Origin of the sequence: Thalassospira sp. B30-1 (assembly GCF_015767575.1) — a bacterium.
Taxonomy (GTDB): domain Bacteria; phylum Pseudomonadota; class Alphaproteobacteria; order Rhodospirillales; family Thalassospiraceae; genus Thalassospira; species Thalassospira xiamenensis.
In genome coordinates, this window is the sequence record NZ_CP065232.1 from 2,482,501 (window position 1) to 2,506,033 (window position 23,533).

The window sequence follows — 23,533 nt, forward strand, 5'->3', positions numbered from 1 at the left end:
AAGATGGACAAAAGGCAATATGTGAACCTTTCCTTTACATAATGACCTGATTATGGGGCGAGATAACAGTGCCTGAACGGCATTAGGGGACCGAAGGAAGATGATGAAACTGCGACATTCATTTATTTGTGCAGCCGCACTGGCAAGCCTTGCGCTTGCGGGGTGCTCCGGTTCGAACCTTGTTCCGAATGCTTCGTCAAACAACGGGTCGGATAGCAAGGGCGGCGGTCAGCCGATCCCGTCCTTTACCCAGTTCACCGACATTCCGATGCCGTCCAATTCCTCGCTGGATATGGATCGCAGCATCATTTTCGGGGCATCCGACGCGTGGCACGGGCGTCTTGTGATCAATGCCGGTGGCACACCCGCCCAGATGTATGATTTCTATGAACGTGAAATGCCCAATTTCGGCTGGAGCAAAGTCACCGTGGTCCGCGCCGATATATCGGTGATGGTTTATGACCGCGAAAGCCGCGTTGCCACGATCAAGCTGCAAGGCGGATCGTTTGCCGGATCAACGGTTGATATCACGGTATCGCCAAAAGGCTGATCACGGCACCGACGAAATCCGAATAGACCATACGAAAGGGCGCCGACGGCGCCCTTTCGTATTACGGTATCATGCGATCAGATCAGCGGGTGCCAAACAGACGGTCACCGGCATCGCCAAGGCCCGGCACGATATAGGCCTTTTCATTCAGCTTCTCGTCAAGGCCCGCAGTATAGACCGGTACATTCGGATGCGCGTCATGGAAGACCTTGACCCCTTCGGGGGCCGCGACCAGCGCCATGAAGCGAATGTCTTCGTCCTTAACGCCATATTTGTTCAGCGTATCAACTGCCGCCACTGCCGAATTCCCGGTTGCCAGCATCGGATCGACCAGGATGAAGGTCCGGCCTTCAACCTCGGGCAGCTTCACCAGATATTCGACCGGCATGTGGGTTTCGGGATCACGATACAGGCCGATATGGCCGATGCGCGCGGACGGCATCAGTTCGATCAGGCCATCGGCCATGCCAAGACCGGCCCGCAGGATCGGCACGACGGCCAGTTTGCGGCCCTGGATCATCGGTGCCTTCATCGGGCAGATCGGGGTGACGATATCTTCATAGCTGACCGGCAATTCGCGGGTGATCTCGTAGCCCATCAGCAGCGCAATTTCCTTCAGCAGCTGGCGGAAGGTCTTGGTCGAGGTATCAACCTTGCGCATATGCGTCAGTTTGTGCTGGATCAGCGGGTGATCGAGAATATGAAGATTGGGAAAATCGTTCTGTGTGGTCATGTTTCTGCCAACCATCCTGATGTGCAAAGCTGCCCGCGTGGCACGTCACGGCTTTGCTTTCCGAAAAACTCTGGCGTACCGCCTAAAGCCTTTGCCCTGTGAAGGCAAGTAGAATGCCGCAAAGATGGCGCAAAAACAAACCCGTTCATCAGAAAACAGAAAGGGCCGATGCAGCATCTGCACCGGCCCCGGTATCATATTGAGCGACACTATATATATGTGTCAGTTGACTTCGCGGTCATTGGGCTCGGCCCGGACCGGGAAACCGTCAAGATTCTGGTCCTTCTTGACCGCACTTGCCTTGTCGCGCGCTTCCTTCATGGTCGTAAATCTGCCAACCCGGACATAATACCAGGTGGCATCCCCTTCGGGGCCACGCGCAACAACCGCGACCTCAAGGCCAAGCTTGCGCAGTTCTTCGGCGCGCTGGCTGGCATTTTCATGCACCTTGAAGGCCCCCACCTGAACCGAGAACGGGGCGGCCGCCCCGGACGCGGTTGCTTTGGGCGCAGACGTCGCTGCCGGTTCGGTTTTCTTGACAACCGTCGTGTTTTCCGCCGCGGCGGCCGGAGCTTCGGGGATCGCGGGTGCCGCCGGTGCGGATGTAGATGCGGATGTGGTTTCTGATGACTTGGCTGCGGCATCATCGGATGATTTGATTTCCGGTGCCTGAAGCTTGCGCGGGGCATTCGCGCCCTGATCGGCCTGTTCCGCACGGGCCGCAGCCTTTTCGGCGTCGCTCATTTCCGGGGCGATCGGGGCATCCTTTGCGTCGGTCGTACCTTCATTGGCCGCCTCACCGTTTTCCGCGGCATTGCCCGCATCCTCGCCCTCGATCACGGCACTGCGTTCGGCAATCAGATCCCCCACCGGATCATCGGTCACAGCCGGTGCCGCCGGGGTTGAGGATGACGTTTCAGTCCCCGACAGAGTACCGGCATCGGGCATTTCGGCTGTCGGTGCCGGGTTTGATGTCGGACTTTCGGGCAGCGTTGCCAGAATTTCGGCCTGCCCTGCCGGTTTTTCGTTGGCTGCCATCTGTTCGTCAGGGTCCATGAACAGCCCAGCGCCGACCAGCATGCCGACAAAGAACAAGACCAGACCGAGCATGCCGGCACCGGTTGCGAGACCCAGTAAGGTTTTGCGATCCATTTCTGCTATCCGCCCATTTTGTGACTGTCGATGACGCCCGCCGTCCTCACCATGGCCATTGCGGCCATAAATAAACGCCGGTAAGGGCGCGTCTTTCTGCGGTTCCGGTTTCGGGTCCGCATGCAGGTCGGTGCGGTTGTTTTCGTCTTCGCCAGCCATTTTCTGCCGGTCCTTTACGACTGATTATCTGTAAATATCGCGCGTATCCGTCATGGCGATTGACCCCCGCCACAGGCTACCCTGCTTCTTTTAGGGCACAGGCCGTTTATAAAACGCTAAAAACGCTGGCCCGGTCGCACCCAAAATCGCGCGCCGATATGCAGATTGCAGATGTCATGAAACTTTGGCGATTTCAAAGCAGGACAAAAAAAGGGAGGCTGGTATATAGCCCGGAATTGTCCCGCACAATTTCCGGATACCAGCCCCCTCGAGTGAGAGAGATCGACCTTCGGGGAGAGAGAGTCCCGAAGAACAGTGACCATCAGGTACGCCATGTCAGCCTGATGGCCCGTCGCAAACGACGTTGCCGTCTGCATTTGACAAACACAGTCATAGATCATCAGAAATCTAATTGCAAACGATTATCACACTCGTTCGCAAGTTTTTTTGTGTTTTTTCAATAGCCATCCGAAATTCACGGGATTCCCGGCCCGGATTTCGCGCCCGTCACGAATATATAGAATACTGTATACCGCGAAAAACATGGGGTTTGGGGCAATAGCGCTATTGTGTTTGCCGCCAAGCTCTGTTTGGATCAAACCAATTACCCCCCAAGAGGTAGACCGGGAACGAAGCACCAAAAGAACCATAAAAAAACTGGCTCTGGAGTGTAATGAATGACGGGAGACAAAGCCGCGAAGACGGCTATTGCAGGGGGCGCTACGGGCCTCCTGACGTTACGACGCATCCTGCTTGTAACAGGTTTGCTTTTATCGGGTGCAGTCACATGGATGTTGCTGTGGACCGGTGACACCTATCGGAACTTTGCCGTTGATACGCTGAACAATTCGGTCGGCGGCACAGTCAATTTCTTTGTCCGTTCACGCGTGGCACAGGATTACGCAGACAAGGTCACACCGATTGTCAATGAATGGTCGCGCCTTGGCAGTCTGGTCAAAAGCTATCAGGATAACGATCGGGCCCGCATGAAGGCCGAACTTAACATCCTTTCCAATGCCAGCCAGGTCGTTCAGGGCGAACTGGTTCTGGTCGAAACCATCGCCTATGACACCGATTTCAACCAGCTTGCAACCTCGGATGCCAATCTGGGGGCCAGTGTCACCGATGATGCGGCGGTGATGGATTACCTTAAAACACGCGACAAGGCCGATGCCCGCAAACCGGTGACCTATATGTGGGCAACCCCAACCGGCAAACCGGTTTTCAGCACCATCGTTCCGGTTGGCGGTTTTCGTGCTGTCGGCTTTATGGAAGTCATCACCGATCCCCTGCCTACCCTTACAGGTATCGGCAAGGTGCTTGGCGGTAATTTCCGCATTCTTGGCAGCGACGGCAATGTGCTGTTTGAAAGCCTTGAAGACGGGGAAGCCAGCGAAGGCGGCGAAGCCCTGGCCCCAACGGCCGATAGCGAAGCCCCTGCCCCGGCGGAAGCAAAACCCACCGAAGCAGCGGGCGGCACCCATCGTGCCACGGTCGATATCGAAATCGGCAATGACCGTGGTGGGGTCTGGGCCACCGCCACGTTTGATCGCGATATTACCGACTTCTATTCCCAGACCGACGATCTTCGAACGCTCTCGATCGAAATTCTGGTCGCCGTCCTTCTGGTTGGCTGGATCGCTGGCTGGATATTGCTTCGAACCACGGTATTTCGCAATCTGCGCGCCTTTGCCGGGGCAATGACTTCGATCTCGAACGGGGATACCAATGTCCGCCTACCCCGGGTCGGGTCCGATGAAATCGGCGAAATGCGCAAGGCGCTGGTCGGCCTGCGCGAAGCCGTGCGCCAGGCCATGATCCTGCAAAACATGGTCGAAAATACCCCGACCATGACCGCCCTGATCACGCCTGAAGGCGAACTGACATATCTGAATGCCAGTGCGCAAACCTATGTCGGTGGTGATGCGGCTTCGGTTTCGGGCGACTTCCTCAAGGTCGGTGCGGAATTCCAGAACCGGCTTTCCAATCCGGCCAACCTGCCCTTTACCGAAGTGGTCAAAACCGAACGCGATCACCTTGAACTTCTGGCAGCCCCGGTGCGCGACAAGGACAATGTCCTTGTGGGCACCATGCTGGCCTGGAACGTCGTGACCGAACGCGAAGAAAGCCGCATCGCGGTCAGCGAAATGATGGCCGAGGTCGCCCGCGTGGCGCAATCGGTCACCGAACAGTCCGAAGGGCTTCTTGGCCTTGCCCGTGATCTAACCAGCCAGTCGGAAAACACGGTCGATCAGTCAGGCAGCGCGCTTGACGTCTCGCGCGAGGCGGCAAGCAACACCCAGAACGTCGCCACCGCGGTCGAGGAACTGTCATCCTCGATTGCCGAAATCAACCGTCAGGCATCCGAGGCCGCAAACGTGACCAACCGGGCACGTACCGAGGCAGAGGAAAGCCAGCGCAATATCGTATCGCTTGAAAAGGCAAGCTCGGAAATCGGATCGATCATTGATCTGATCAACGATATCGCGCATCGCACCAAGCTTCTGTCGCTTAATGCGACCATCGAAGCCGAACGGGCGGGCGAACTGGGGCGCGGCTTTGCCGTTGTCGCAAACGAAGTCAAATCGCTTGCCGATCAGACCGCGAGTGCGACCGGCCAGATAGGCGATCTGACTACTGCAATCCAGCAGGAAGTCCAGAAAGCCGCCCATTCCATCAGCACGGTGGGCGACGTTATTCATCAGGTCAACGATATCCAGTCGACCATCACCCATTCGGTGGATGAACAGCGCCGTGCCACCAGCGAGATTTCGGAAAACGTGCAACGCATTGCATCAGGCGCCGGATCGATGGACCAGATGATCCGGTTCGTGAATGACGGTGCACAAAGCACGGGCCGCTCGGCCCATGACCTCAACACTGCCAGCCGCGAACTTTCCGACATGGCACGCAATCTTTCCGAACGCATGAAGGAATTCAGCGAACGGATGAAACTGACCTGATCGTACCTGCCTGAAACAGGCCACGACACAAAAAGGCGGCACATATCGCGTGCCGCCTTTTCATTTGCCACCATCAGACAATTGCATTCCCTTTGAATTCTTCCACCCGGCCAATGCCAGCAAAGATCATATTGCTTTGCATTTCTTCGACAAGCATCGCAAGGACATCAATCGCGCCCTGCTCTCCGCCGGCGGCCAAGCCATAAAGCGGCAATCGGCCAATCAGAACCGAACGGCTGCCCAGCGCCAGATATTTAAGAACGTCACTGCCGCGACGAACGCCACTATCGGCCATAATTTCAAGCCTGCCACCGACCTTGGCTACAATTTCCGGAAGAACCGTCGCCGGTGCTGGCGCAAGATCAAAGTTCCGCCCTCCATGCGCGGACACCACAATGCCATCAGCACCGATCTGGGCGGCACGTTCGGCATCAACCGTCGACAATATGCCTTTAAGGATAAGCCGCCCCTGCCAGCGATCCCGGATTTCCGCAATGTCATCCCAGCTCAGGGTCTTTTCGATTTTGATATCGTGCGCCGCCGTTTGGCTGGTAATCGCAGTCCGATATTCGGGCGGGTAGTGCGCATAGCTCGGCATGCCCGTCGTCATCAGATACCGCAACATGACCGAACATAACCAGCCCGGATGACGCAGCACATCGGAAATGCCACGCACGGTTGGGACAAAGGGAATGGCAAATCCGTTGCGCTGGTTATAGTCGCGCTTGGGCCCCTGCGGCGTATCAACCGTCACAATCAGGGTTTCCGCATTACAGCCCTGTGCCCGATCCAGCAAATTCCACGTCAAAGCCCGGTTCTGCCACACGTAAAGCTGAAGCCACAATTCCGCATCGGGCGCCCCTTTGCGAATGTCTTCGATGGTCATCACGGACTGGGTCGAAACGCAGAAAGGTATGCCAAACGTTCCGGCAGCCCGGGCAAGCTTCGCCTCCCCGTCATGCGACACCAGACCGGCCAAAGCCGTCGGCGCAATGATCAGCGGGCAGGAATACTTGCGATCAAACAGCGAAACCGACAGGTCGACATTGTCATGCCCCGCCAGAACAGCCTGCTGCAATTTAATACGGTCAAGGGATTGGCGGATATCGGCCAAGGCCAGCTCGGCCTCGGTCCCGCGATCAATATATTCAAACAGCCCTTTGGGAAGCCGTTTGCGTGCTACCGCACGATAATCGTCGCCATTCAATAGCCCTGCTGCCATGCGCTCAACTCGTCAGAACCCAAAGGACAACCGCTTCTTCTGGGCCGCTTCGGGTCCAGACATGCTCTGCACTGGCGTCGTAATACATCGAATCGCCTTCATGAAGCTCCAGCGGTTCATAGATTTTGCTATGCACGATGACCGTTCCGCTCAGCACGGTCATGAAAATCTCGGCATCCGTCTTGGGCCAGACATCGTATTCCTCGACATCCCTGGCAACGACACGGGTTTTGATCGGCGTCATGCGCTTGTTTTTCAGATCAGAACACAGAAGCTTGTTATCGCAGCTTCCCGAAAGATGCGGTTTACCTTCGTTCGCACGTGTAACACTTCGACGTCCCAACAGGGATGGCTGTTCATCCGGATCAGCCAGAAGACTGATGACATCCATATCAAAGCCCCTCGCGATCCGCTGGATCGTCGAGATGGTCGGCGACAGTTCGCTACGTTCAATCTTTGAGAAAGCGGATGCCGAAATCCCAGAAGCCTTGCTGGCATCCTGTAATGTCCAGTTGCGCGCCTTGCGCAATTGATGCAATCGCGGACCAAACGCATCAGGCCGGTTACCCGAAGAACTCGTTTGTCGGCGGTTGGACTGGAAATCTTCCAGATCGACGTTCATGCCTTGATATTCCCCTTGTTCATAATCAATGCCCTTTCGTGTCAGAAGCAGCTGCCTGTTGAACAACCGAAGCCTGAACACCCCCTTCGCTTTTTACAGCATCAGTAGCATATACCATATCAGAAAATATGCCATATTTGACAAAAAATATACTATAGGAAATTTTTTATCGTATTTTATTGACTTCGATTGTATCGGATATATTCTGAATTCACCGGATGCATTTCGAACCTTGCGAAAACTTCTCGCCCAATCTTCGCAGCACAACCTTTCGCGATGCGTCCGGCACCAAACCGACTTTGCGGCCAATAAGAAACTCAACCAAACGCAAGTGTCTGAAAATTTATCAGGGAAATACCAGGCCGACATCAAAGCACCATTGCTCTGTGCGCTGCCCGGTATAAGGAGAAAATATGAACATCACTCGAAAGCTTCGGCATGTCACCCTCGCCGCCACCGTTGGCCTGAGTGCATTATTTTCTATATCTGCGCATGCTCAAACGATCGTCAAATTTGCCCATGTCGATGGCGAAGGCGACCTTCTTGATAACCCGTACTGGACCTTTACCGAGGTTTTTGACAACGTCCTTCAGACCCAGTCGGGCGGCCGTTTCAAGCTCGAAGTTTATCCAAACGGCCAGCTTGGGGACCTTGAATCCCTTGCCGAACAGAACTCCATCGGCCTTGTTGACATGGTTGGCGGTCTGAATGCCGGGCACCTTGCCGCATACTACCCGCCCGCCCAGATCCTCGAAATGCCCTACACCTTCCCGACCACCGAAGTCGCGCGCAAGGTGCTGAACGAAGGGCCATTTGGTAAAAAACTGTCCGACATGATTGCCGAAGGCAGCGGCGTGCGCGTGCTCAGCTATCTGACCGGCGCGTTCCGCAACTTCTCGAACTCGGTCCGCCCGATCCGCACCCCCGAAGACATGAAGGGTCTGAAAATCCGAACCCAGACCGTCCCGCTGCATATGGAAATGGTCAAGGCCCTTGGCGCATCCCCGACCCCGATTGCATGGGCCGAACTTTACAGCGCCTTGCAGACCGGCGTGGTCGACGGCCAGGAAAATGCGCCCTACACCATGCTTCTGACCAATCTGCAAGAAGTCCAAAAGTACTACACACTTGATCATCACCTGATCAACATGCCGCTCATCACCATTAATGATGACTTCTATCAAGGCCTGAATGCCGAGGATAAAGTCATCTTTGACACCGCGACGGCCAAGGCGACTTTCGCGATGCTCGGCATCATCGCCGCCAAGGAATCACAGGACCTCAAGGTCATTCGTGACGCTGGCGTCGAGATTTATCAGCCGACCCCGGCAGAATTCCAGAAATTCGTCGACGCCACCAAGGAACCGATTCGTGCCTTCATGGAAGAAAAGGTTGGTGCCCAGTTGATCGATGAACTCGAAGCTGCTGTCAAAGAAGCACAGAAATAAGATTACGGGCCCGGCTGGCTTCCGCCGGGCCTTTCTTTTCCTGCTTGTTCTGCGAATGCCATCTGGTCCATTCGCGTGACGTTCCGCGATCCGTGTCTCCCTTCCGAACACGATCCGAGAGAGGATTCTTCATGCTTCAGACCCTCGATAAACTCTCATCGACTGTCGCCCATACAACCTCGGTCCTGGCCCGATTGATGCTTGCATCCGTTGCGGTCATCCTGTTCGTACAGGTCGTTTTGCGATTTGGCTTCAACTTCTCCCTGCCGTGGCCCGAAGAAGCCGCACGCTTCCTGATGGTCTGGGTGGTGATGCTGGGCGGCAGCCTGCTTGTTCGTGATGAACAGCTCGTTTGTGTCGACTTCTTTGACAGCTTCTGGCCACGCCGCTGGCTGGGCTATCGCAATGCTTTCTTCCGTTTGCTGCTTGCTCTGCTGCTTGGCGTTCTTCTGGTCAAAGGCATTGATTCCGCCATCTTCGGTCTGCGACGCACATCTGCGGCACTGAACCTGTCATGGTTCTGGATCTATCTCTCTGTCCCGGTCGGCGCCGCCCTGATGCTGTTCCACATGGTCGTCCTTGCCATTCGCGACCTGTTCAGAGGCCCCGACACCGAACAGGAAGCCTCACTTCTGCGTGCCGAGCTCTAGGGGTTATTATGGATTACGCACTTCTTACCATGATCGGTCTGCTGCTGTTGCTGATGTTCCTTGGCAGCCCCGTGATCTTTGCGATTGGCTTTGCCGGCCTTTCCTATTTCTTCGTCAAGCCCGGCATGACCGACATGCTGCACATGTATTCCCACAAATTCTTCACCGGGATGGATGTGTTTATCTGGCTTTCGATCCCGCTATTTATCATTGCCGGTGAAATCATGACATCGGTGGGCATGACAGAACGGCTGGTGCAATTTTCCCGCCTTCTGGTCGGTCGCTGGCGCGGCGGGCTGGCCTATGTCAACGTTGTCGGCTCCATGATGTTTTCCGGCGTGTCCGGTTCGGCGCTGGCCGATATCTCCGCCCTTGGCCCTGTCGAAATCGACATGATGAAAAAGGACGGATACCGTGCGGACTTTGCCGCCGCTGTCACCGTCAGCTCAGCCATTCAGGGGCCGATCATTCCGCCCTCGATCCCGCTGATCATTTTCTCAAGCCTGACCAACACATCGGTTGCCGCTCTGTTCCTTGGCGGTGCCGTGCCCGGTGCGATGATGGGAATTGCACAGATCATCGTGATCTATTTCATCGCACGCAAAAACAACTTTCCGGCAAACCCGATCAAGGCCCTGACGCTCGGCCTGGCATTCAGGATTTTCTACAACGCCTTCTGGGCGCTGTTCATGCCGCTGATCATTATCGGCGGGATCATTTCGGGCATCTTCACCGCAACAGAAGCAGCATCAATCGCCGTTGCCTACGCCATTCTGGTCGGCATCTGTGCCTATCGCACCCTGTCGCTCAAACAGATATGGGGCATTCTTGATCGTGCGGTCCGCACATCGGCGTCGGTCTATCTGATTGTCGGTTTTGCCAGCGTGATCAGTTGGATTCTGGCTACCGAACGTGTGCCGTCCGAACTGACCATGCTGGTTGAAACGCTTGATATGCAGCCCTGGATGCTGCTGCTGTGCCTGAACATTTTCTTCCTGATCAACGGTCTTTGGATCGGCGATTCCGTTCAGCTTCTTCTGTTTGCGCCGCTTTTCACCCCGATTGTGGCTGCCATGGGTGTCGACCCGGTACAATTCGGTGTCATCATGGTGGTTAACGTGATGATCGGGCTCATGACACCGCCCTACGGGCTGGGGCTTTACCTTGGCTCGGCCATAAGCGGCCAACCGCTTGCCGCGATTGTCCGCAAAAGCTTCCCGTTCCTGATTTCCAATATCGTCGTTCTGTTGATCGTAACCTACGTGCCTGCTGTCTCCCTGACACTGCCGCGCATGTTCGGTTTCCTGAACTGATCGCCACCACCCAAAAGACACGAGACGAATATGACTCTTACAAAAAACGATATCACCGGCCTTTACACCGCGATTGTCACACCGTTTAACAGTGACAAGTCCGTTGATCACAAGGCTCTTGCCGATCTCGTCACCCGACAGCTTGCTGCGGGTGCAACCGGCATCGTTCCGATTGGCGGTACGGGTGAATATCCCGCGCTGTCACGTCAGGAACGCAAGGACATTGTCAAAACCTGTGTGGATGCCGCCGGAACTGCCCCCGTTATCCCCGGCGTTCTTTCTACCGGTTTTCAGGATGCGCTCGAAGCCGGCAGGGACTTCGCCCAAGCCGGGGCTGCCGGGGTCATGACCGTAACCCCCTATTACGCGGCCGGCACCCAGGACGGCATGCGCGAATATTTTGCCAACTATCGTAACGAAGTTGGCGTCCCGGTTCTGCTTTATGAAATCCCCCGCCGCACAACCGTTTCAACCAAGGCCGAAACCATTCAGGCAATGGCCGAAGACGGTTCGATCATCGGCATGAAATGTTCAAACTATGACATGCCCGAATTCATCAAGACGATGAAACTGGCCGGCGATAAAATGGCCATTCTCAGCGGTGAAGAACCGCTCTTTGCCACACATGTCACCCTTGGTGCCAAGGGCGGTGTTCTGGCGTCCGCAAATGTGTATCCGAAAATCTGGATCGAGATTTTCAACCTTGCGCGTAACGGCAAACTGCACGAGGCGCTTAACCTTCAGAAGCAGCTCGATAACGCCATCGATGCCATTTTCCGCGAAACCAACCCCGGCCCCTTGAAAAAATACATGGAAATGGCCGGACACCCGGTTGGTGGTGTGCGCCTGCCCCTTGAAGACCCGTCAGAAGTAACCATCAACGCGCTGAAATCCGCTTTTGATGTCGCTTCTCTTGCCAATGTAGCCTGATCTCTTCTTTCCAAGGACCTGCCATGATTGATCGTCTCCACCAAATCCTCGGCGATAAAGGTTTGATCACCGATCCACAGGATATGCACCCTTATCTGATAGATTGGCGTGATCGAAGGAAAGGCAAAGCCCTGTGCGTTGCCCTTCCAGCCAATGTCGAGGAGGTCTCCCGGACGATGAAAGTGGCGGCCGAGGAAAGACAGCCAGTATTCCCCCTCGGGGGGAATACTGGCCTCTGCTACGGCGGCGTCCCCGAAAGCCCCTTCCCCGAAGACAAACCGGGCATCGTGATTAGCCTGCAACGCATGAAGCAGATCCGCGAATTTGACGCGGCGGCAAATATCGTCACCGTCGATGCCGGCGTCATCCTTGCCGACCTCCATGAAAAGAGCAAACCCTACAAACGCCAGTTCCCGCTCTATCTCGGCAGCGAAGGTAGTGCCCAGATCGGCGGCCTGATCTCGACCAATGCCGGTGGCACCGGCGTTGTCAAATATGGCCCGATGCGTGATCTCGTCTGCGGCATCGAAGTCGTTCTGGCCGATGGCCGGATTCTAAGCGACCTCGAAGGGCTCAAGAAAAACAATACCGGCTATGATCTCAAACATCTGTTCATCGGGGCCGAAGGCACACTTGGCATTGTCACCGGTGCGGCATTGCGCCTGCATCCGGAAAACACCAATGATGCGCATGCCTGGGTGTCAGTTGATTCTCCCGAAACCGCCGTCCGCCTGTTTACCGAATTTCAGGATAAATGCGGTCCCTATATCGAAGCCTTCGAACTGGTTTCCGGCACCGAAATTGACGCCGTGCTGCGACACATCGAACGCATCACAATGCCTTTCGATACCGTTCCCGACTGGTCCCTGATGATCGAACTGACCGCAACCGATATATCGGTCGATCTCAACAGCATTTTTGAAGAAATTCTTGGCGCAAATTTTGAAAACGGATCGGTCCTTGATGCCTTCATCGCCAGCAACGCCCAACAGGCAAAACAGATATGGCATGTGCGCCATTCTGTGACCGAGGCCAACAAGCTCGAAGGCATGGGTCTTGTTCACGATGTTGCCGTTCGCGTCTCAAAAGTCCCGGCCTTCATCGCCAAAGCCAAGGAAGTCACCGCCGAGAAATTCCCGATGGCAACACCGCTTCTGGTCAACCATCTGGGCGATGGCAATGTGCATTACATCCTGATGTTCCCGCACGATTACTGGAAACAGCTTTCCGACCCGGATCAGGTCACGCATGATGTCCAAAGCTGTGTCCACGACATCGCGGCAAGCTTTGGCGGAACCTTCAGCGCCGAACACGGCGTTGGTCGCAAGCTGACCGACGAACTCGAACGCCTGTGCGATCCGTTGCGCTATGAACTGATGATCGGCATAAAGAAAAGCCTTGATCCGGAAAACAGAATGAATCCCGGCGTTCTTTTCAGGAACCTGACCACAGGCTGCTAAATACCAGTCCGAAACAAAAAAAAGGCGGCACATCTCGCGTGCCGCCTTTCGCGTTTTCCACTGGTCGCCTGTTTAAGCCAGCGGTTCAGGATCAAGCAATATGAACGATCCGCGGCAACCGGGCAAAATGCGGTGCTGAACCCCGCGTGGGATCAGGTGAAAATCACCAGCCTTAAGGTGCATCGGCACCTGATCAAGCTCCAGCACCAGTTCACCCTCCAGCATCAGGATCGCTTCATCCCAATCCGAATGCATTTCCTCGGCAAGGCCGACGGCATCTGCCTTGAAAAGTTTCATCCGGACACAGCCAAAATCGGCAAGAACCCGGCCCTTCCATCCGTCGGAAAGCTGTGCTGCAACGGCGGCCAAATTCATATTCTATCCCTTTCCATTCGCAACAACCCCCATCGCAAATCATGCATATCGGGCGCATGGGCCTGATGAAGAAAGGCGTTCACGCAATGCCCCACGGCCTCATACCGCCCGCGATTTCGATGCGATTTCATACAGATCGCGCGAAATGTCCGGTTTCGCGAGGATACGGTCAAGTGCTGCCTTCATCAGGTCAGCCCGCGCCTCGTCATATTTCGCCCATTTGCCAAGCGGCGCGCAAAGACGTGCCGCGACCTGCGGGTTGATATCGTCAAGCTCGATCAGGCGGTCGGTATAAAACGCATATCCGCTGCCATCCGCCGCATGGAAATGGCGCGGATTGGTCATGGCAAACGCACCGATAAGCGACCGCACCTTGTTCGGATTGCGCATGGTAAAGAGCGGATGGCTCATAAGGTCCTTCACGCGCGACAGCGTATCATCGCGTGATGACATCGCCTGCAGGCCAAACCATTTATCCATCACCACAGTGTCTTTGCCAAAGCGTGCCTCGAAATCGGCAAGTGCTTCGGCCCGGCCCGGATGATCCAGATGGTTCAGCACCGAAAGGGCCGCCATCCGATCCGTCATGTTATCGGCGCTGCGATATTGCTCGGCTGCCAGATCGGCAAATTCGCCCTCTCCGCTTGCCACCAGATAGGCCAATGCGGTTGCGCGCAAGGCCCGCTGCCCGGCCGATTCCGCATCCGGGGTAAAGGCCGCGTTTGACGCGTTCTGGTGATAGGCATTGCCAAATTCGGCCCGCAAATCCGATCCGATCCGCTTGCGCAACGCATTGCGCACCTGATGGATCGCGTCCGGGTTGGCCGGTTTGCGCTGCTCGGACAGGAATTCTTCGCCCGGCAGGACAAGCGCATCGGCCCGAAACGCCTTATCGAGATCGTCATTGATCAGGGTCGCACGCATCGCCGCCACAAATTCAGTCACATCGCCCAATGCCGCATCCGCATCGCCGCCATTCTTTTCAAATTCGGCAATGGCCGAAAGCATCAGCGCGGTCGCATATTTCTGCCCCGCTTCCCAGCGATTGAACGCATCGCTGTCATGGCCCATCAGGAAGACAAGCTCCTCATGCGGCTGTTCGGTCGCGATATTCACCGGGGCGGAAAAACCACGGTTGAACGACACGACCGGCACCTGATCGATATTATCAAACACGAATGTCTGTTCGGCCTCGGTCAGTTGCACGGTGCGCGAAACAAGCTCCCGGCCATCCCGGCCCAGAAGGCCAATCGCGATTGGCATATGAAGGGCCACCTTGTCCGGCTGCCCCGGTGTCGGTGCGGTTTTCTGGGAAACCGTCAGGCGGAACTGCTTGGCCTCCGTATCATGTTCGCCCCGCCAGCTAAGGCTCGGCGTCCCCGCCTGCGAATACCAGATTTTAAGCTGGCTCAGGTCAACATCATTGGCATCTTCCATCGCCCTGGCAAAATCATCACAGGTCACCGCCTGCCCGTCATGGCGGTCGAAATAAAGATCTATCCCCTTGCGATAGCCCTCTGCCCCCAACAGGGTATGCATCATGCGGATCAGCTCCGCGCCCTTTTCATAGACCGTGGCGGTATAGAAATTGTTGATTTCCATATAGCTGTCCGGGCGGACGGGGTGGGCCAGCGGCCCGCCATCTTCGGGGAACTGGCGCGCACGAAGTTGGGCTACATCCTTGATGCGCTGCACCGGGCGGGACCGCTGATCAGCCGAAAATTCCTGATCGCGGAAAACCGTCAGGCCTTCCTTAAGCGATAACTGGAACCAGTCCCGACATGTCACCCGGTTGCCCGACCAGTTGTGGAAATATTCATGCGCAACAATCGATTCGATCAATTCATAATCCGTATCGGTCGCGGTATCGGGCTTGGCCAGGATGTATTTGGCGTTAAACACATTCAGGCTCTTGTTTTCCATCGCCCCCATATTGAAGTCGGAAACCGCGACGATATTAAACAGGTCCAGATCGTATTCGAGGCCATAAACCTCCTCATCCCACTTCATCGACCGTTTCAGGCTGTCCATCGCGTAATCGCACCGGTCTTCATTGCCATGCTCGACAAAAATGCGCAGCGCAACATTGCGGCCCGACATGGTCTTGAAGCTGTCCTCAACGCATGCAAGGTCCCCCGCTACCAGCGCAAACAGGTAACTCGGCTTCGGGAACGGATCTTCCCACACCGCGTAATGCCGGTTGCCGTCAAGATCACCGCTATCGATCAGATTGCCGTTGGATAACAGAACCGGGCAGCTCGCCTTGTCGGCATGGATCGTGACCTTATAGGTCGCCATCACATCCGGGCGATCCGGGAAATAGGTAATGCGGCGGAATCCTTCCGCCTCGCACTGCGTGCAGAACGCGCTTTGCGATACATAAAGCCCTTCAAGCCGCGTATTGGCCGCGGGCGATATCTGGGTTTCGATATCCACCACAAATGTCTCGCCCGGCGCGCTAAAGCTTAAGCCCGATGGATCGACACTATATTCATCAACACCAAGCCTGCGATCATCAACCGCAATCGACACCAGCTTCATGTCTTCGCCGTCAAGATGGACCATGTCGCCGCCGCCGGTCCCACGCACAGGATTCGCATGCACGAACAGCCGCGATTTCACATTTGTAACATCCCGATCAAGCTCGAACACCAGTTCGACCTTCTCGACCAGAAAGGCCGGTGCGGTGTAATCTTCGCGGCGGATGACTTGCGGTTGATCAGACATCAGACAGTCCTTTTTCCCTTGGTCTGCGCGGCCTTGCCGGTGATTGTATAAAATCGCCAATGTTGCAGCGCGGCGCAGTTCTTCAAAACTGAATTTCGTTCATTAACCCAACAGATAAGGTAAATTTCACTTTCCGACAAATGCAGAGTTTACGAGCCCGATTTTAGTCGTCATAATCATCAGTGGTGGCGCGAGGGGGGCCGAAGTTTCACATTTCGTGGGGCGAGAGTGATCTTTGGTTTCCCTCACTCCTTTCTGCCAAAGCAGCAAGGACGCATCAGGGTCGCACCACACCAGACAAACAATGTCATCCCGGGTTATCGTCCCCTCACCTTAATATTATCGTGAGACGCCGTTAAAAAATAACGGGATGGAATAATCGCGACCTTTCAAGGGAAATGACTTCCGGGGAAATCGCCAATGGCTGACAGCTTCCAGATTCTGATCGCAGACGACCACCCGCTTGTGCGCGGTGCCCTCAAACAGGCCCTGTCATCAGAATTGGAAAACGTCACGCTGTATGAAGCCGGAAGCCTGTCTGAAGCCATCGAACAGATCGAATCCCATAACGGCGATATCGACCTTGTCCTGCTGGACCTGCACATGCCCGGCATGAACGGCTTTACCGGCCTGTTCACCTTACGCGCTTCCTATCCCGACATCCCGGTTTCCATCGTCTCGGCCAGTCAGGAACTGCCGGTTGTCAGACGCTCCATTGAATATGGCGCATCGGCCTTCGTTCCGAAATCGGCACCGGTTGATCAGATCGGAACGGCCATCCGCACCGTTCTGAACGGTGATATGTGGATGCCCGACTGGGCGCGTGACGCGATTGAAAACGGCCCGGCCGATGACGAAGCCACCGGCCTTGCCGAAAAAATCGGCCAACTGACGCCACAGCAATTGCGCGTGCTCAACATGCTGACCGAAGGCAAACTGAACAAACAGATCGCCTACGAGCTTGACGTGACAGAGGCCACCGTAAAGGCCCACGTTTCCGCCATCCTGCGCAAACTCTCGGTCCATAGCCGCACACAGGCTGTCATCATGGCCCGCGAACTGCAATTGCAGGAACCGGCCATCGACGCCTGACGGGGCGCTGCGGCAATCTCCTGACCAATTAATTCTATTTCGCGTTGAATCTGGCTATGCTATTGAATAATCATTCATTATTCACCTCGTCGCCTAGTCGACAGACTGCGATAGCAAACAGAGCCACAAGATCATGCGCTTTCCTCTAAAATCACGTATTTCGTGTACCGGTATCGCAGCCGTCATCCTGTGTGCTGCTACCTCCCACGCCTCTGCTGAAACAGACTGGTCGGGCTTTTATGGCGGTCTGGCACTTGGCGGCGCATACAGTGCGGCAAAGCCGGACACCGACATCCTGTATACCGGTCATTTCTCAGGCAGTGACAGAAACCAACTCACCCCGATCCTCAATGAAACGATCGAGGGTTTTGACGTCACCGGCTCTGCCCTGTTCGGATACGACCATCAGGACCGTAATATGATTTACGGGGTGGAAGGCGATCTGACATTCATGCCGTTTTCTGAATCAGAAAACACTGGCCGGACAACATATGCTTCTTCTACGGCCAACAGCTTTACATCCCAAACCACCGTTGAATCGGATTTCACCTTTAGCATCCGCCCCAAAATCGGCTATGCGACCGGGGAATGGCAGGTCTATTTCGCGGCAGGTCCATCAATCAGCCGGTTCAAAACCACACATAAATTCACCGATACTTTAACTACAGGTACAAATCATACATTTACAGATACGAAAACGGCATTCGGCGTGTCGGGCAGCATCGGGGCCGGGTACCTGATCGGCAATGGCTGGTCCCTTCGCGGGGACTATGTCCTGACCTATTTCCCGTCCATTGTAGACGGCGACAGAGACATTGGCCAAGGCGGTCCTGCCTCAGACTTTTCTTATGACGGCGACTTCCAGTCACACAATGTCCGCTTTGCATTGATCAAACGCTTCTGATCTTCTTACATATGTCTGGCTCAAAACGGCGTCCAATTCGGGCGCCGTTTTGCTTTACCAGCCACTTACATTCATCCCGGCGGAACATCACCCTGTCACAAGACGTTAAAGTCAGGTCACCCTCCTGCCGCCTGCATCATGCCCGGCAGGATCCCGCCCGGAGCAGATTGCATGACCGATCCGATCAAGGCATCCGACACCCCCGCCATTGAAAGCGGTGCTGCGGATGCCCCTACCGAAATCGATGAAGCCGAACAACGCGCCTTAAGCGCGCGTGCACGCGCCTATCGCCGGGCGCGCACGGTATCGGTGATCGGCACCTTCGTCATTCTGGCCTTTGGCTGTTTTTACGTCGCCCAAAGCCTGATCCTGCCGGTGATACTGGCCTTCCTGCTGGCGCTGGTATTCTCGCCGGTGGTGCGCACACTGGCGCGCTATCGCATCCCGCAAAGCCTGACCGCGCTTGCGATTGTCCTGACCCTGACCGCATCGGTGCTTGCCGGGATTTATGGCCTCAGCGAACCGGTATCAAAATGGATCGATGACGCCCCCAAAATCGAACGTCAGTTGCGCCTGCGTCTGGCCGATCTTGGCGGGCCGCTTGAAAAACTGCGCGATGTGCAAAAGCAGGTCGAAGAAGCCACCAACCAGAATGATCAGGCCGACACGCAAAAGGTCGTGGTCCAGGAACCCACCATGATCAGCCAGGCCGCCCGGGGCGCACCGGAAATTGTTGCCGGTATTGCGCTCATGCTCGTGCTGCTGCTGTTCATTCTCTCGTCGGGGGATATGGTCTATGAAAAAATGGTCCGTGCCCTGCCAACCTTTGGCGACCGGCGAAAGGGTCTACGCATCGCGCACGATATCGAACGCGAAGTCTCGCGCTATCTCCTGACCATATCGGCAATCAATATCGGGCTTGGCATCATCATCGGAAGCCTCCTTGCCATTGTTGGCATGCCCAATCCGGTTTTATGGGGCATTGTCGCCGCGATCCTGAATTTCGTGCCGCTTCTGGGGGCGGTTGTCGGCATCGGCATTGTCGGCATGGTCGCACTGGTTTCCATGCCGACCACAACCGCGGCCCTGCTGCCACCCGCGATCTATCTCACCTGCACCGCCCTTGAAGGCCAGTTCCTCACCCCGGCACTTGTCGGCAACCGGCTGCGCATCAATTCGGTCGCGATCATCCTCGCCATTGCATTCTGGGGCTGGATATGGGGCTTCATCGGTGTGCTTGTCGCCGTCCCGCTTCTGATCGTCATGAGCGTCTTTGCCAAAAATGTCGAAGGATTGGGGGGCTTGCGCGAAATGCTCGGCCCTAACAACGATAACGGCAACTGATTTCGACCCGATGGCAACCCGATTGCGAAACAACGCAAAAACTGCCAGTCTTCTGGCATGTCAGACGCATCAAACGAACCGTTTCACATCCTGTCTCATGACTGCACCGGGGTCGAGGCCATTATGGCCAGGACACGCCACAGCTTTGCCAGACACAGCCATGAACAGTTCGGCATCGGCTTCATGTTTGAGGGCGCACAAAAATCGCTTTCGGGGCGCGGGATGGTCGAAGCAGGGGCGGGCAACATCATCACGGTCAATCCGCGCGAAGTCCATGACGGCACCCCGATTGGCCAAAGCCCGCGAGGCTGGAACATGCTGTATTTCGATCCGGACCTGATCAGTTACGCCGCCCACGACATGTCCGATGGCAAATCAGGCGAATACGAATTCACCAACCCGGTCATGACATCCCCCGATGTCGCAAAATGCTTCGCCGCCCTTTTTAACGCCATCACTCAGGGCAACAGCCAGACCGCAGCCCTCCGGCGCGAAGAAATGCTGTTTCTTCTGCTCCATCACGCCATCATTGTACCCGGCATCAAACCGGGCCAATTCGACCCTGCCCGCAATCAGGCCTCCAACCGTGCCGATCAAAACATCGCGCGCGCCAAGGCCATGATTGATGATGCCCCGGACGAAAATCTCTCGCTTGCCGATCTCGCCAATGCCGCCGGGCTAAGCCGCTTTCAGACCGTCCGCCATTTCACCCGCGCAACGGGCCTCACTCCGCATGCCTATATCATCCAGCGCCGCCTTGACTTCGCCCGCCGCCTGATCACAACCGGCACCCCACTGGCCGAGGTCGCCGCCACCGCAGGCTTTGCCGATCAAAGCCACCTGAACCGGCATTTCATCCGCGCCTATGGCCTCTCGCCGGGGCGGTTCAAAAGGGCAGTTTCGTCGGGATCATAAACTCTGCGTGCTCTAAGACGCGTAACCGTGGCGCTCTTTCCAGCCGCCAAGAAGGTTGTTGACCGCATCCTCAATCTCCGGATTTTCATCCGCACGGCCGATATTGGCCGCCTCGCTGCTGACGAAACTATGATTGAACCGGTTTTCAACCCCAATAAACGCGGCAACCTTTGCAACTGTCGCCTCGGTCTCGCCAACCAGATCTTCCATCCGAACCGTCATGGAGCTTCCGGCCGGAAGCGACTTTTCAAGCGCCTCGGTCTTCAGCAGCATCGATGAAATCTGCTTGGCGGCCAATCCGACATCGCTTGGGAACCAGACCTGTTTGACATAGGAACTGACAACATCGGCCGGATTGCGGACCATATGGATGAATTTCATCTTGGGGAAAAGTTCATGCAGGAAATCGATATGCAATGCATTTGTCGGCGTATCATCGACCCAGCGCACCGGGCCGGATTTGGCATAAAGCGCAAAAAGAAACTCGCGGCACATCGCCAGAACTTCCACCCGCTCCAAATCCTTGCCAAGGAAGAACGGCTTCAAAAGACCATCGGTATCGACAATCCCGTCCTGATCCACATGGGCGACAAGCTGATTGAGAAATACTTTTACGCATTTCTCGAAATACTCGGCACCAAAAGCCTGTCCGATAGAATGAATGGCCCCGTTTGCCTGAGGATTTTCCCGTTGGACCAGCTCGAACGCCTGCTGAAAGCCCATACCCTTGTTTTTGCAAAGATCGGAGAGCTTCTGGTTAAGCGTGGCATCGCGAAACCCGAAACGGGTCATGGATGCGGCACGGCCAAAGAAATTGACGATAGCAAAATGGCGACGAATGATATCGGATTTGTGGGAAAACACATCGGCAACATCGCGCAGGCCATTATATTCCGAAATCAGCTTGTTCTCGTGGCAGGCAAAGTAAAGCGAGTTATGCGTTCCCAGAATGCCGGCAAGAATGGATGTCCCGCTACGACCCGTTCCACCGATAAAAACCGGCGCATTGAATTTCACATCGTTTTGCGCATCCGACACGTTCACATTCTCCCCGAAATCACTGATCATCCTGAACTTTATGCCCTAAACTATTTCCTGCGACGACGCTTTGACAAGTCTCTTGCAATTCCGTTCAAGAATACCCGATCAAAACACGCTTAACTGCGCGGATCATGTCAAACCACAAAACGGAACCGCGCTATCATGATCAGCCCCGACTATCTCCTGACCTCGCTTATTGTCGTCCTGCTGCCCGGCACGGGAGTGATCTATACCCTTGCCATCGGGCTGGGCCGGGGCATGCGCGCCAGCATCTTTGCGGCATTCGGCTGCACGCTCGGCATCCTGCCCGCCATGGGCGCAAGCATCCTTGGCCTCGCGGCCCTGCTGCATACCAGTGCGCTCGCCTTTGAAATCCTGCGCTACCTTGGCGTCGCGTGGCTGCTTTATATGGCGTGGGGCATGTGGCGCGGCACGGGTGCGATGAAAGTCACCGCCAAGTCCGATCCGGTCAATGCCACAAAAATCATCCGCGACGGCATCCTGCTCAACGCGCTCAACCCGAAACTCTCGCTCTTCTTCCTGGCCTTCCTGCCGCAATTCATAACCACCAACGCGACTGGAACCACCGCGCAAATGACCCTGCTCGGCCTGATCTTCATGGCAATCACCTTCGCAGTGTTCATCCTCTACGGCTTCTTCGCCAGCACCCTGCGCCGCCACGTCATCGAACGGCCAAGGATCATGAACTGGCTTGGGAAAAGTTTTGCGGGGGTGTTTGTGTTGCTTGGTGCCAAATTAGCATTGTCGGCAAAATAGGGCGCAGCGGTCAGTTTGAATATTCTATTGTTCCAATTTTTGGAACATGATATCTTGCAACTAGGTTTGGAACTTTCGGACGACAGAATGAGGCACAGGAAAGCAAGAGAATATGCGCGTCATCGCCCGGAAAGTGCTCGTTGATTTCTGGAAACAGCACCCGGAAACGGAACAACCACTCAAAGCGTGGTTTGATCGAACGCAAAAGGCAAACTGGCAATCATCTCAAGAGGTCTTGGGTGCCTTTGGCACCGCAAAAGTGATCAATGCCGAACGGATCAGGTTCAAAATACACGGCAATGATTATCGCCTGATTGTCGCCTATCGCTTCGACGTTCAGATTGCATGGATCAAGTTTATCGGCACCCATGCGGAATATGACAGGATTGATGCCAAAACCGTCAGCAAGTTTTAGCCGGGCACCGGCAGGAGCAACAGAATGAACGCCCCCCTTAAACCGATCAGGACCAAAGCCGATTATGAAGCGGCGATGCAGTTGATCGAAACCCTTTGGGAGTCCGCCCCCGGCAGCCCCGAAGCCGATCAGCTTGAAATCCTCGGCATCCTGATTGACCAATACGAAACGGCACAGTTTCCAATCTCGTCGCCCGATCCGGTCGAAGCGGTTCTGTTCCATATGGAGCAAAATGGCCTGGAGCGCAAAGAACTCGGCGAACTGCTCGGCAGTCGGTCCCGCGCATCCGAATTCCTCAATCACAAAACCAGCCTGTCCCTGACGCAAATTCGCAAACTGCACGAAGTCTGGAAAATCCCGGCGGATATCCTGATCCAGCCGGTGAGGGAAAGTGCATGAGCACGAAGAACAAATAATTCCCCTGTCATCCAGACGCCGATCCGCGACCAAACGCCACCTTCCTGCATCGACAGACCAAACACCCGTTCCACCTGGCGATGCTACAGGATGGTCGCACCAGTGGCGGTCGATAAACGCAAGGCAGGCGCACTTCGCGCCGTCGGTGACTGGCTTTCCGGCATTTCCAAACGCAGCCATCGCCCCCGTCGCAGAGCTAGGCCGGATCATCCCCGGCATTGCATCGCCTCGCCCCGGCTCCCTCACCCCGAACGGCTCGCCCTCACCCAAAGGGCACATCTCTCCCGTCATGATTCACACCAATTTTCTGCAAATTCTCCACGG

Annotated in this window: 21 protein-coding genes; 14 read left to right on the plus strand and 7 right to left on the minus strand. The window is 55.6% G+C overall.

Annotated features, from left to right (window positions below):
• The first annotated feature begins 100 nt into the window (after nt 1-100).
• Nucleotides 101-550 (plus strand): hypothetical protein, encoded by a 450-nt coding sequence (locus IT971_RS12040; RefSeq protein WP_223305123.1) that lies wholly within the window; start codon nt 101-103, stop codon nt 548-550.
• A gap of 82 nt (nt 551-632) precedes the next feature.
• Here the strand turns inward: IT971_RS12040 and upp are convergent, their stop codons facing one another.
• The gene (gene upp, locus IT971_RS12045; protein ID WP_007092206.1) at nt 633-1,283 is read right to left on the minus strand and encodes a uracil phosphoribosyltransferase; all 651 of its coding nucleotides are present in this window, start codon (nt 1,281-1,283) and stop codon (nt 633-635) included.
• 222 nt (nt 1,284-1,505) lie between these two features.
• Nucleotides 1,506-2,594, minus strand: a complete 1,089-nt coding sequence (locus IT971_RS12050) for an SPOR domain-containing protein (protein WP_063094928.1) — start codon at nt 2,592-2,594, stop codon at nt 1,506-1,508.
• Between the two features lie 677 nt (nt 2,595-3,271).
• Between IT971_RS12050 and IT971_RS12055 the strand changes: the two genes are divergently transcribed.
• Nucleotides 3,272-5,557 carry a methyl-accepting chemotaxis protein gene (locus IT971_RS12055; RefSeq protein WP_223305125.1) on the plus strand — a complete coding sequence of 762 codons (2,286 nt, stop codon included), beginning with the start codon at nt 3,272-3,274 and terminating at the stop codon, nt 5,555-5,557.
• A 73-nt stretch (nt 5,558-5,630) separates the two neighbouring features.
• Here the strand turns inward: IT971_RS12055 and IT971_RS12060 are convergent, their stop codons facing one another.
• A complete protein-coding gene (locus IT971_RS12060) occupies nt 5,631-6,779 on the minus strand; it encodes an alpha-hydroxy acid oxidase (protein ID WP_063094932.1) in 1,149 nt (382 codons plus the stop codon).
• A gap of 4 nt (nt 6,780-6,783) precedes the next feature.
• Entirely contained in the window at nt 6,784-7,401 is a 618-nt protein-coding gene (locus IT971_RS12065; RefSeq protein WP_065702207.1) for a helix-turn-helix domain-containing protein, read from the minus strand.
• 413 nt (nt 7,402-7,814) lie between these two features.
• Here IT971_RS12065 and IT971_RS12070 point away from each other — a divergent pair, with 413 nt between their 5' ends.
• The 5 genes from IT971_RS12070 to IT971_RS12090 all read left to right on the plus strand — a co-directional run bounded on the left by IT971_RS12070 (nt 7,815) and on the right by IT971_RS12090 (nt 13,202).
• The gene (locus tag IT971_RS12070; RefSeq protein ID WP_063094936.1) at nt 7,815-8,849 is read left to right on the plus strand and encodes a TRAP transporter substrate-binding protein; all 1,035 of its coding nucleotides are present in this window, start codon (nt 7,815-7,817) and stop codon (nt 8,847-8,849) included.
• 131 nt (nt 8,850-8,980) lie between these two features.
• Nucleotides 8,981-9,499 carry a TRAP transporter small permease gene (locus IT971_RS12075; protein WP_063094938.1) on the plus strand — a complete coding sequence of 173 codons (519 nt, stop codon included), beginning with the start codon at nt 8,981-8,983 and terminating at the stop codon, nt 9,497-9,499.
• Nucleotides 9,500-9,507: 8 nt separating this feature from the next.
• The gene (locus IT971_RS12080; RefSeq protein ID WP_063094941.1) at nt 9,508-10,812 is read left to right on the plus strand and encodes a TRAP transporter large permease; all 1,305 of its coding nucleotides are present in this window, start codon (nt 9,508-9,510) and stop codon (nt 10,810-10,812) included.
• Between the two features lie 30 nt (nt 10,813-10,842).
• Entirely contained in the window at nt 10,843-11,742 is a 900-nt protein-coding gene (gene dapA, locus IT971_RS12085; RefSeq protein WP_063094943.1) for a 4-hydroxy-tetrahydrodipicolinate synthase, read from the plus strand.
• Nucleotides 11,743-11,765: 23 nt separating this feature from the next.
• Nucleotides 11,766-13,202, plus strand: a complete 1,437-nt coding sequence (locus IT971_RS12090) for an FAD-binding oxidoreductase (RefSeq protein WP_063094945.1) — start codon at nt 11,766-11,768, stop codon at nt 13,200-13,202.
• Between the two features lie 72 nt (nt 13,203-13,274).
• Here IT971_RS12090 and IT971_RS12095 read toward each other — a convergent pair whose 3' ends face one another.
• Complete coding sequence (locus IT971_RS12095; RefSeq protein ID WP_063094947.1) at nt 13,275-13,577, minus strand: cupin domain-containing protein; 303 nt, start codon at nt 13,575-13,577, stop codon at nt 13,275-13,277.
• Nucleotides 13,578-13,676: 99 nt separating this feature from the next.
• A complete protein-coding gene (pepN, locus tag IT971_RS12100; protein ID WP_063094949.1) occupies nt 13,677-16,304 on the minus strand; it encodes an aminopeptidase N in 2,628 nt (875 codons plus the stop codon).
• 420 nt (nt 16,305-16,724) lie between these two features.
• Here pepN and IT971_RS12105 point away from each other — a divergent pair, with 420 nt between their 5' ends.
• The 4 genes from IT971_RS12105 to IT971_RS12120 all read left to right on the plus strand — a co-directional run bounded on the left by IT971_RS12105 (nt 16,725) and on the right by IT971_RS12120 (nt 20,559).
• Nucleotides 16,725-17,396, plus strand: a complete 672-nt coding sequence (locus IT971_RS12105) for a response regulator transcription factor (RefSeq protein ID WP_063094951.1) — start codon at nt 16,725-16,727, stop codon at nt 17,394-17,396.
• A gap of 133 nt (nt 17,397-17,529) precedes the next feature.
• Nucleotides 17,530-18,300, plus strand: coding sequence for an outer membrane protein (locus IT971_RS12110; protein ID WP_063094953.1), 771 nt, complete (start codon nt 17,530-17,532; stop codon nt 18,298-18,300).
• Between the two features lie 171 nt (nt 18,301-18,471).
• Nucleotides 18,472-19,644, plus strand: a complete 1,173-nt coding sequence (locus tag IT971_RS12115; protein ID WP_063094955.1) for an AI-2E family transporter — start codon at nt 18,472-18,474, stop codon at nt 19,642-19,644.
• Nucleotides 19,645-19,701: 57 nt separating this feature from the next.
• Nucleotides 19,702-20,559 carry an AraC family transcriptional regulator gene (locus IT971_RS12120; RefSeq protein ID WP_063094957.1) on the plus strand — a complete coding sequence of 286 codons (858 nt, stop codon included), beginning with the start codon at nt 19,702-19,704 and terminating at the stop codon, nt 20,557-20,559.
• A 12-nt stretch (nt 20,560-20,571) separates the two neighbouring features.
• On the opposite strand, the gene IT971_RS12125 is transcribed toward IT971_RS12120, so the two are convergent.
• Nucleotides 20,572-21,597, minus strand: coding sequence for a sulfotransferase (locus IT971_RS12125; RefSeq protein ID WP_158526676.1), 1,026 nt, complete (start codon nt 21,595-21,597; stop codon nt 20,572-20,574).
• A gap of 165 nt (nt 21,598-21,762) precedes the next feature.
• On the opposite strand from IT971_RS12125, the gene IT971_RS12130 reads away from it, so the two are divergent.
• From IT971_RS12130 to IT971_RS12140, 3 genes are all read left to right on the plus strand, one after another.
• Nucleotides 21,763-22,377, plus strand: a complete 615-nt coding sequence (locus IT971_RS12130) for a LysE family translocator (RefSeq protein WP_110252641.1) — start codon at nt 21,763-21,765, stop codon at nt 22,375-22,377.
• A 112-nt stretch (nt 22,378-22,489) separates the two neighbouring features.
• Nucleotides 22,490-22,792, plus strand: coding sequence for a type II toxin-antitoxin system HigB family toxin (locus IT971_RS12135; protein WP_063094960.1), 303 nt, complete (start codon nt 22,490-22,492; stop codon nt 22,790-22,792).
• 24 nt (nt 22,793-22,816) lie between these two features.
• On the plus strand, nt 22,817-23,191 hold the full coding sequence (locus tag IT971_RS12140) for a type II toxin-antitoxin system HigA family antitoxin (protein WP_063094962.1): 375 nt from the start codon (nt 22,817-22,819) through the stop codon (nt 23,189-23,191).
• Nucleotides 23,192-23,533 lie beyond the last annotated feature (342 nt).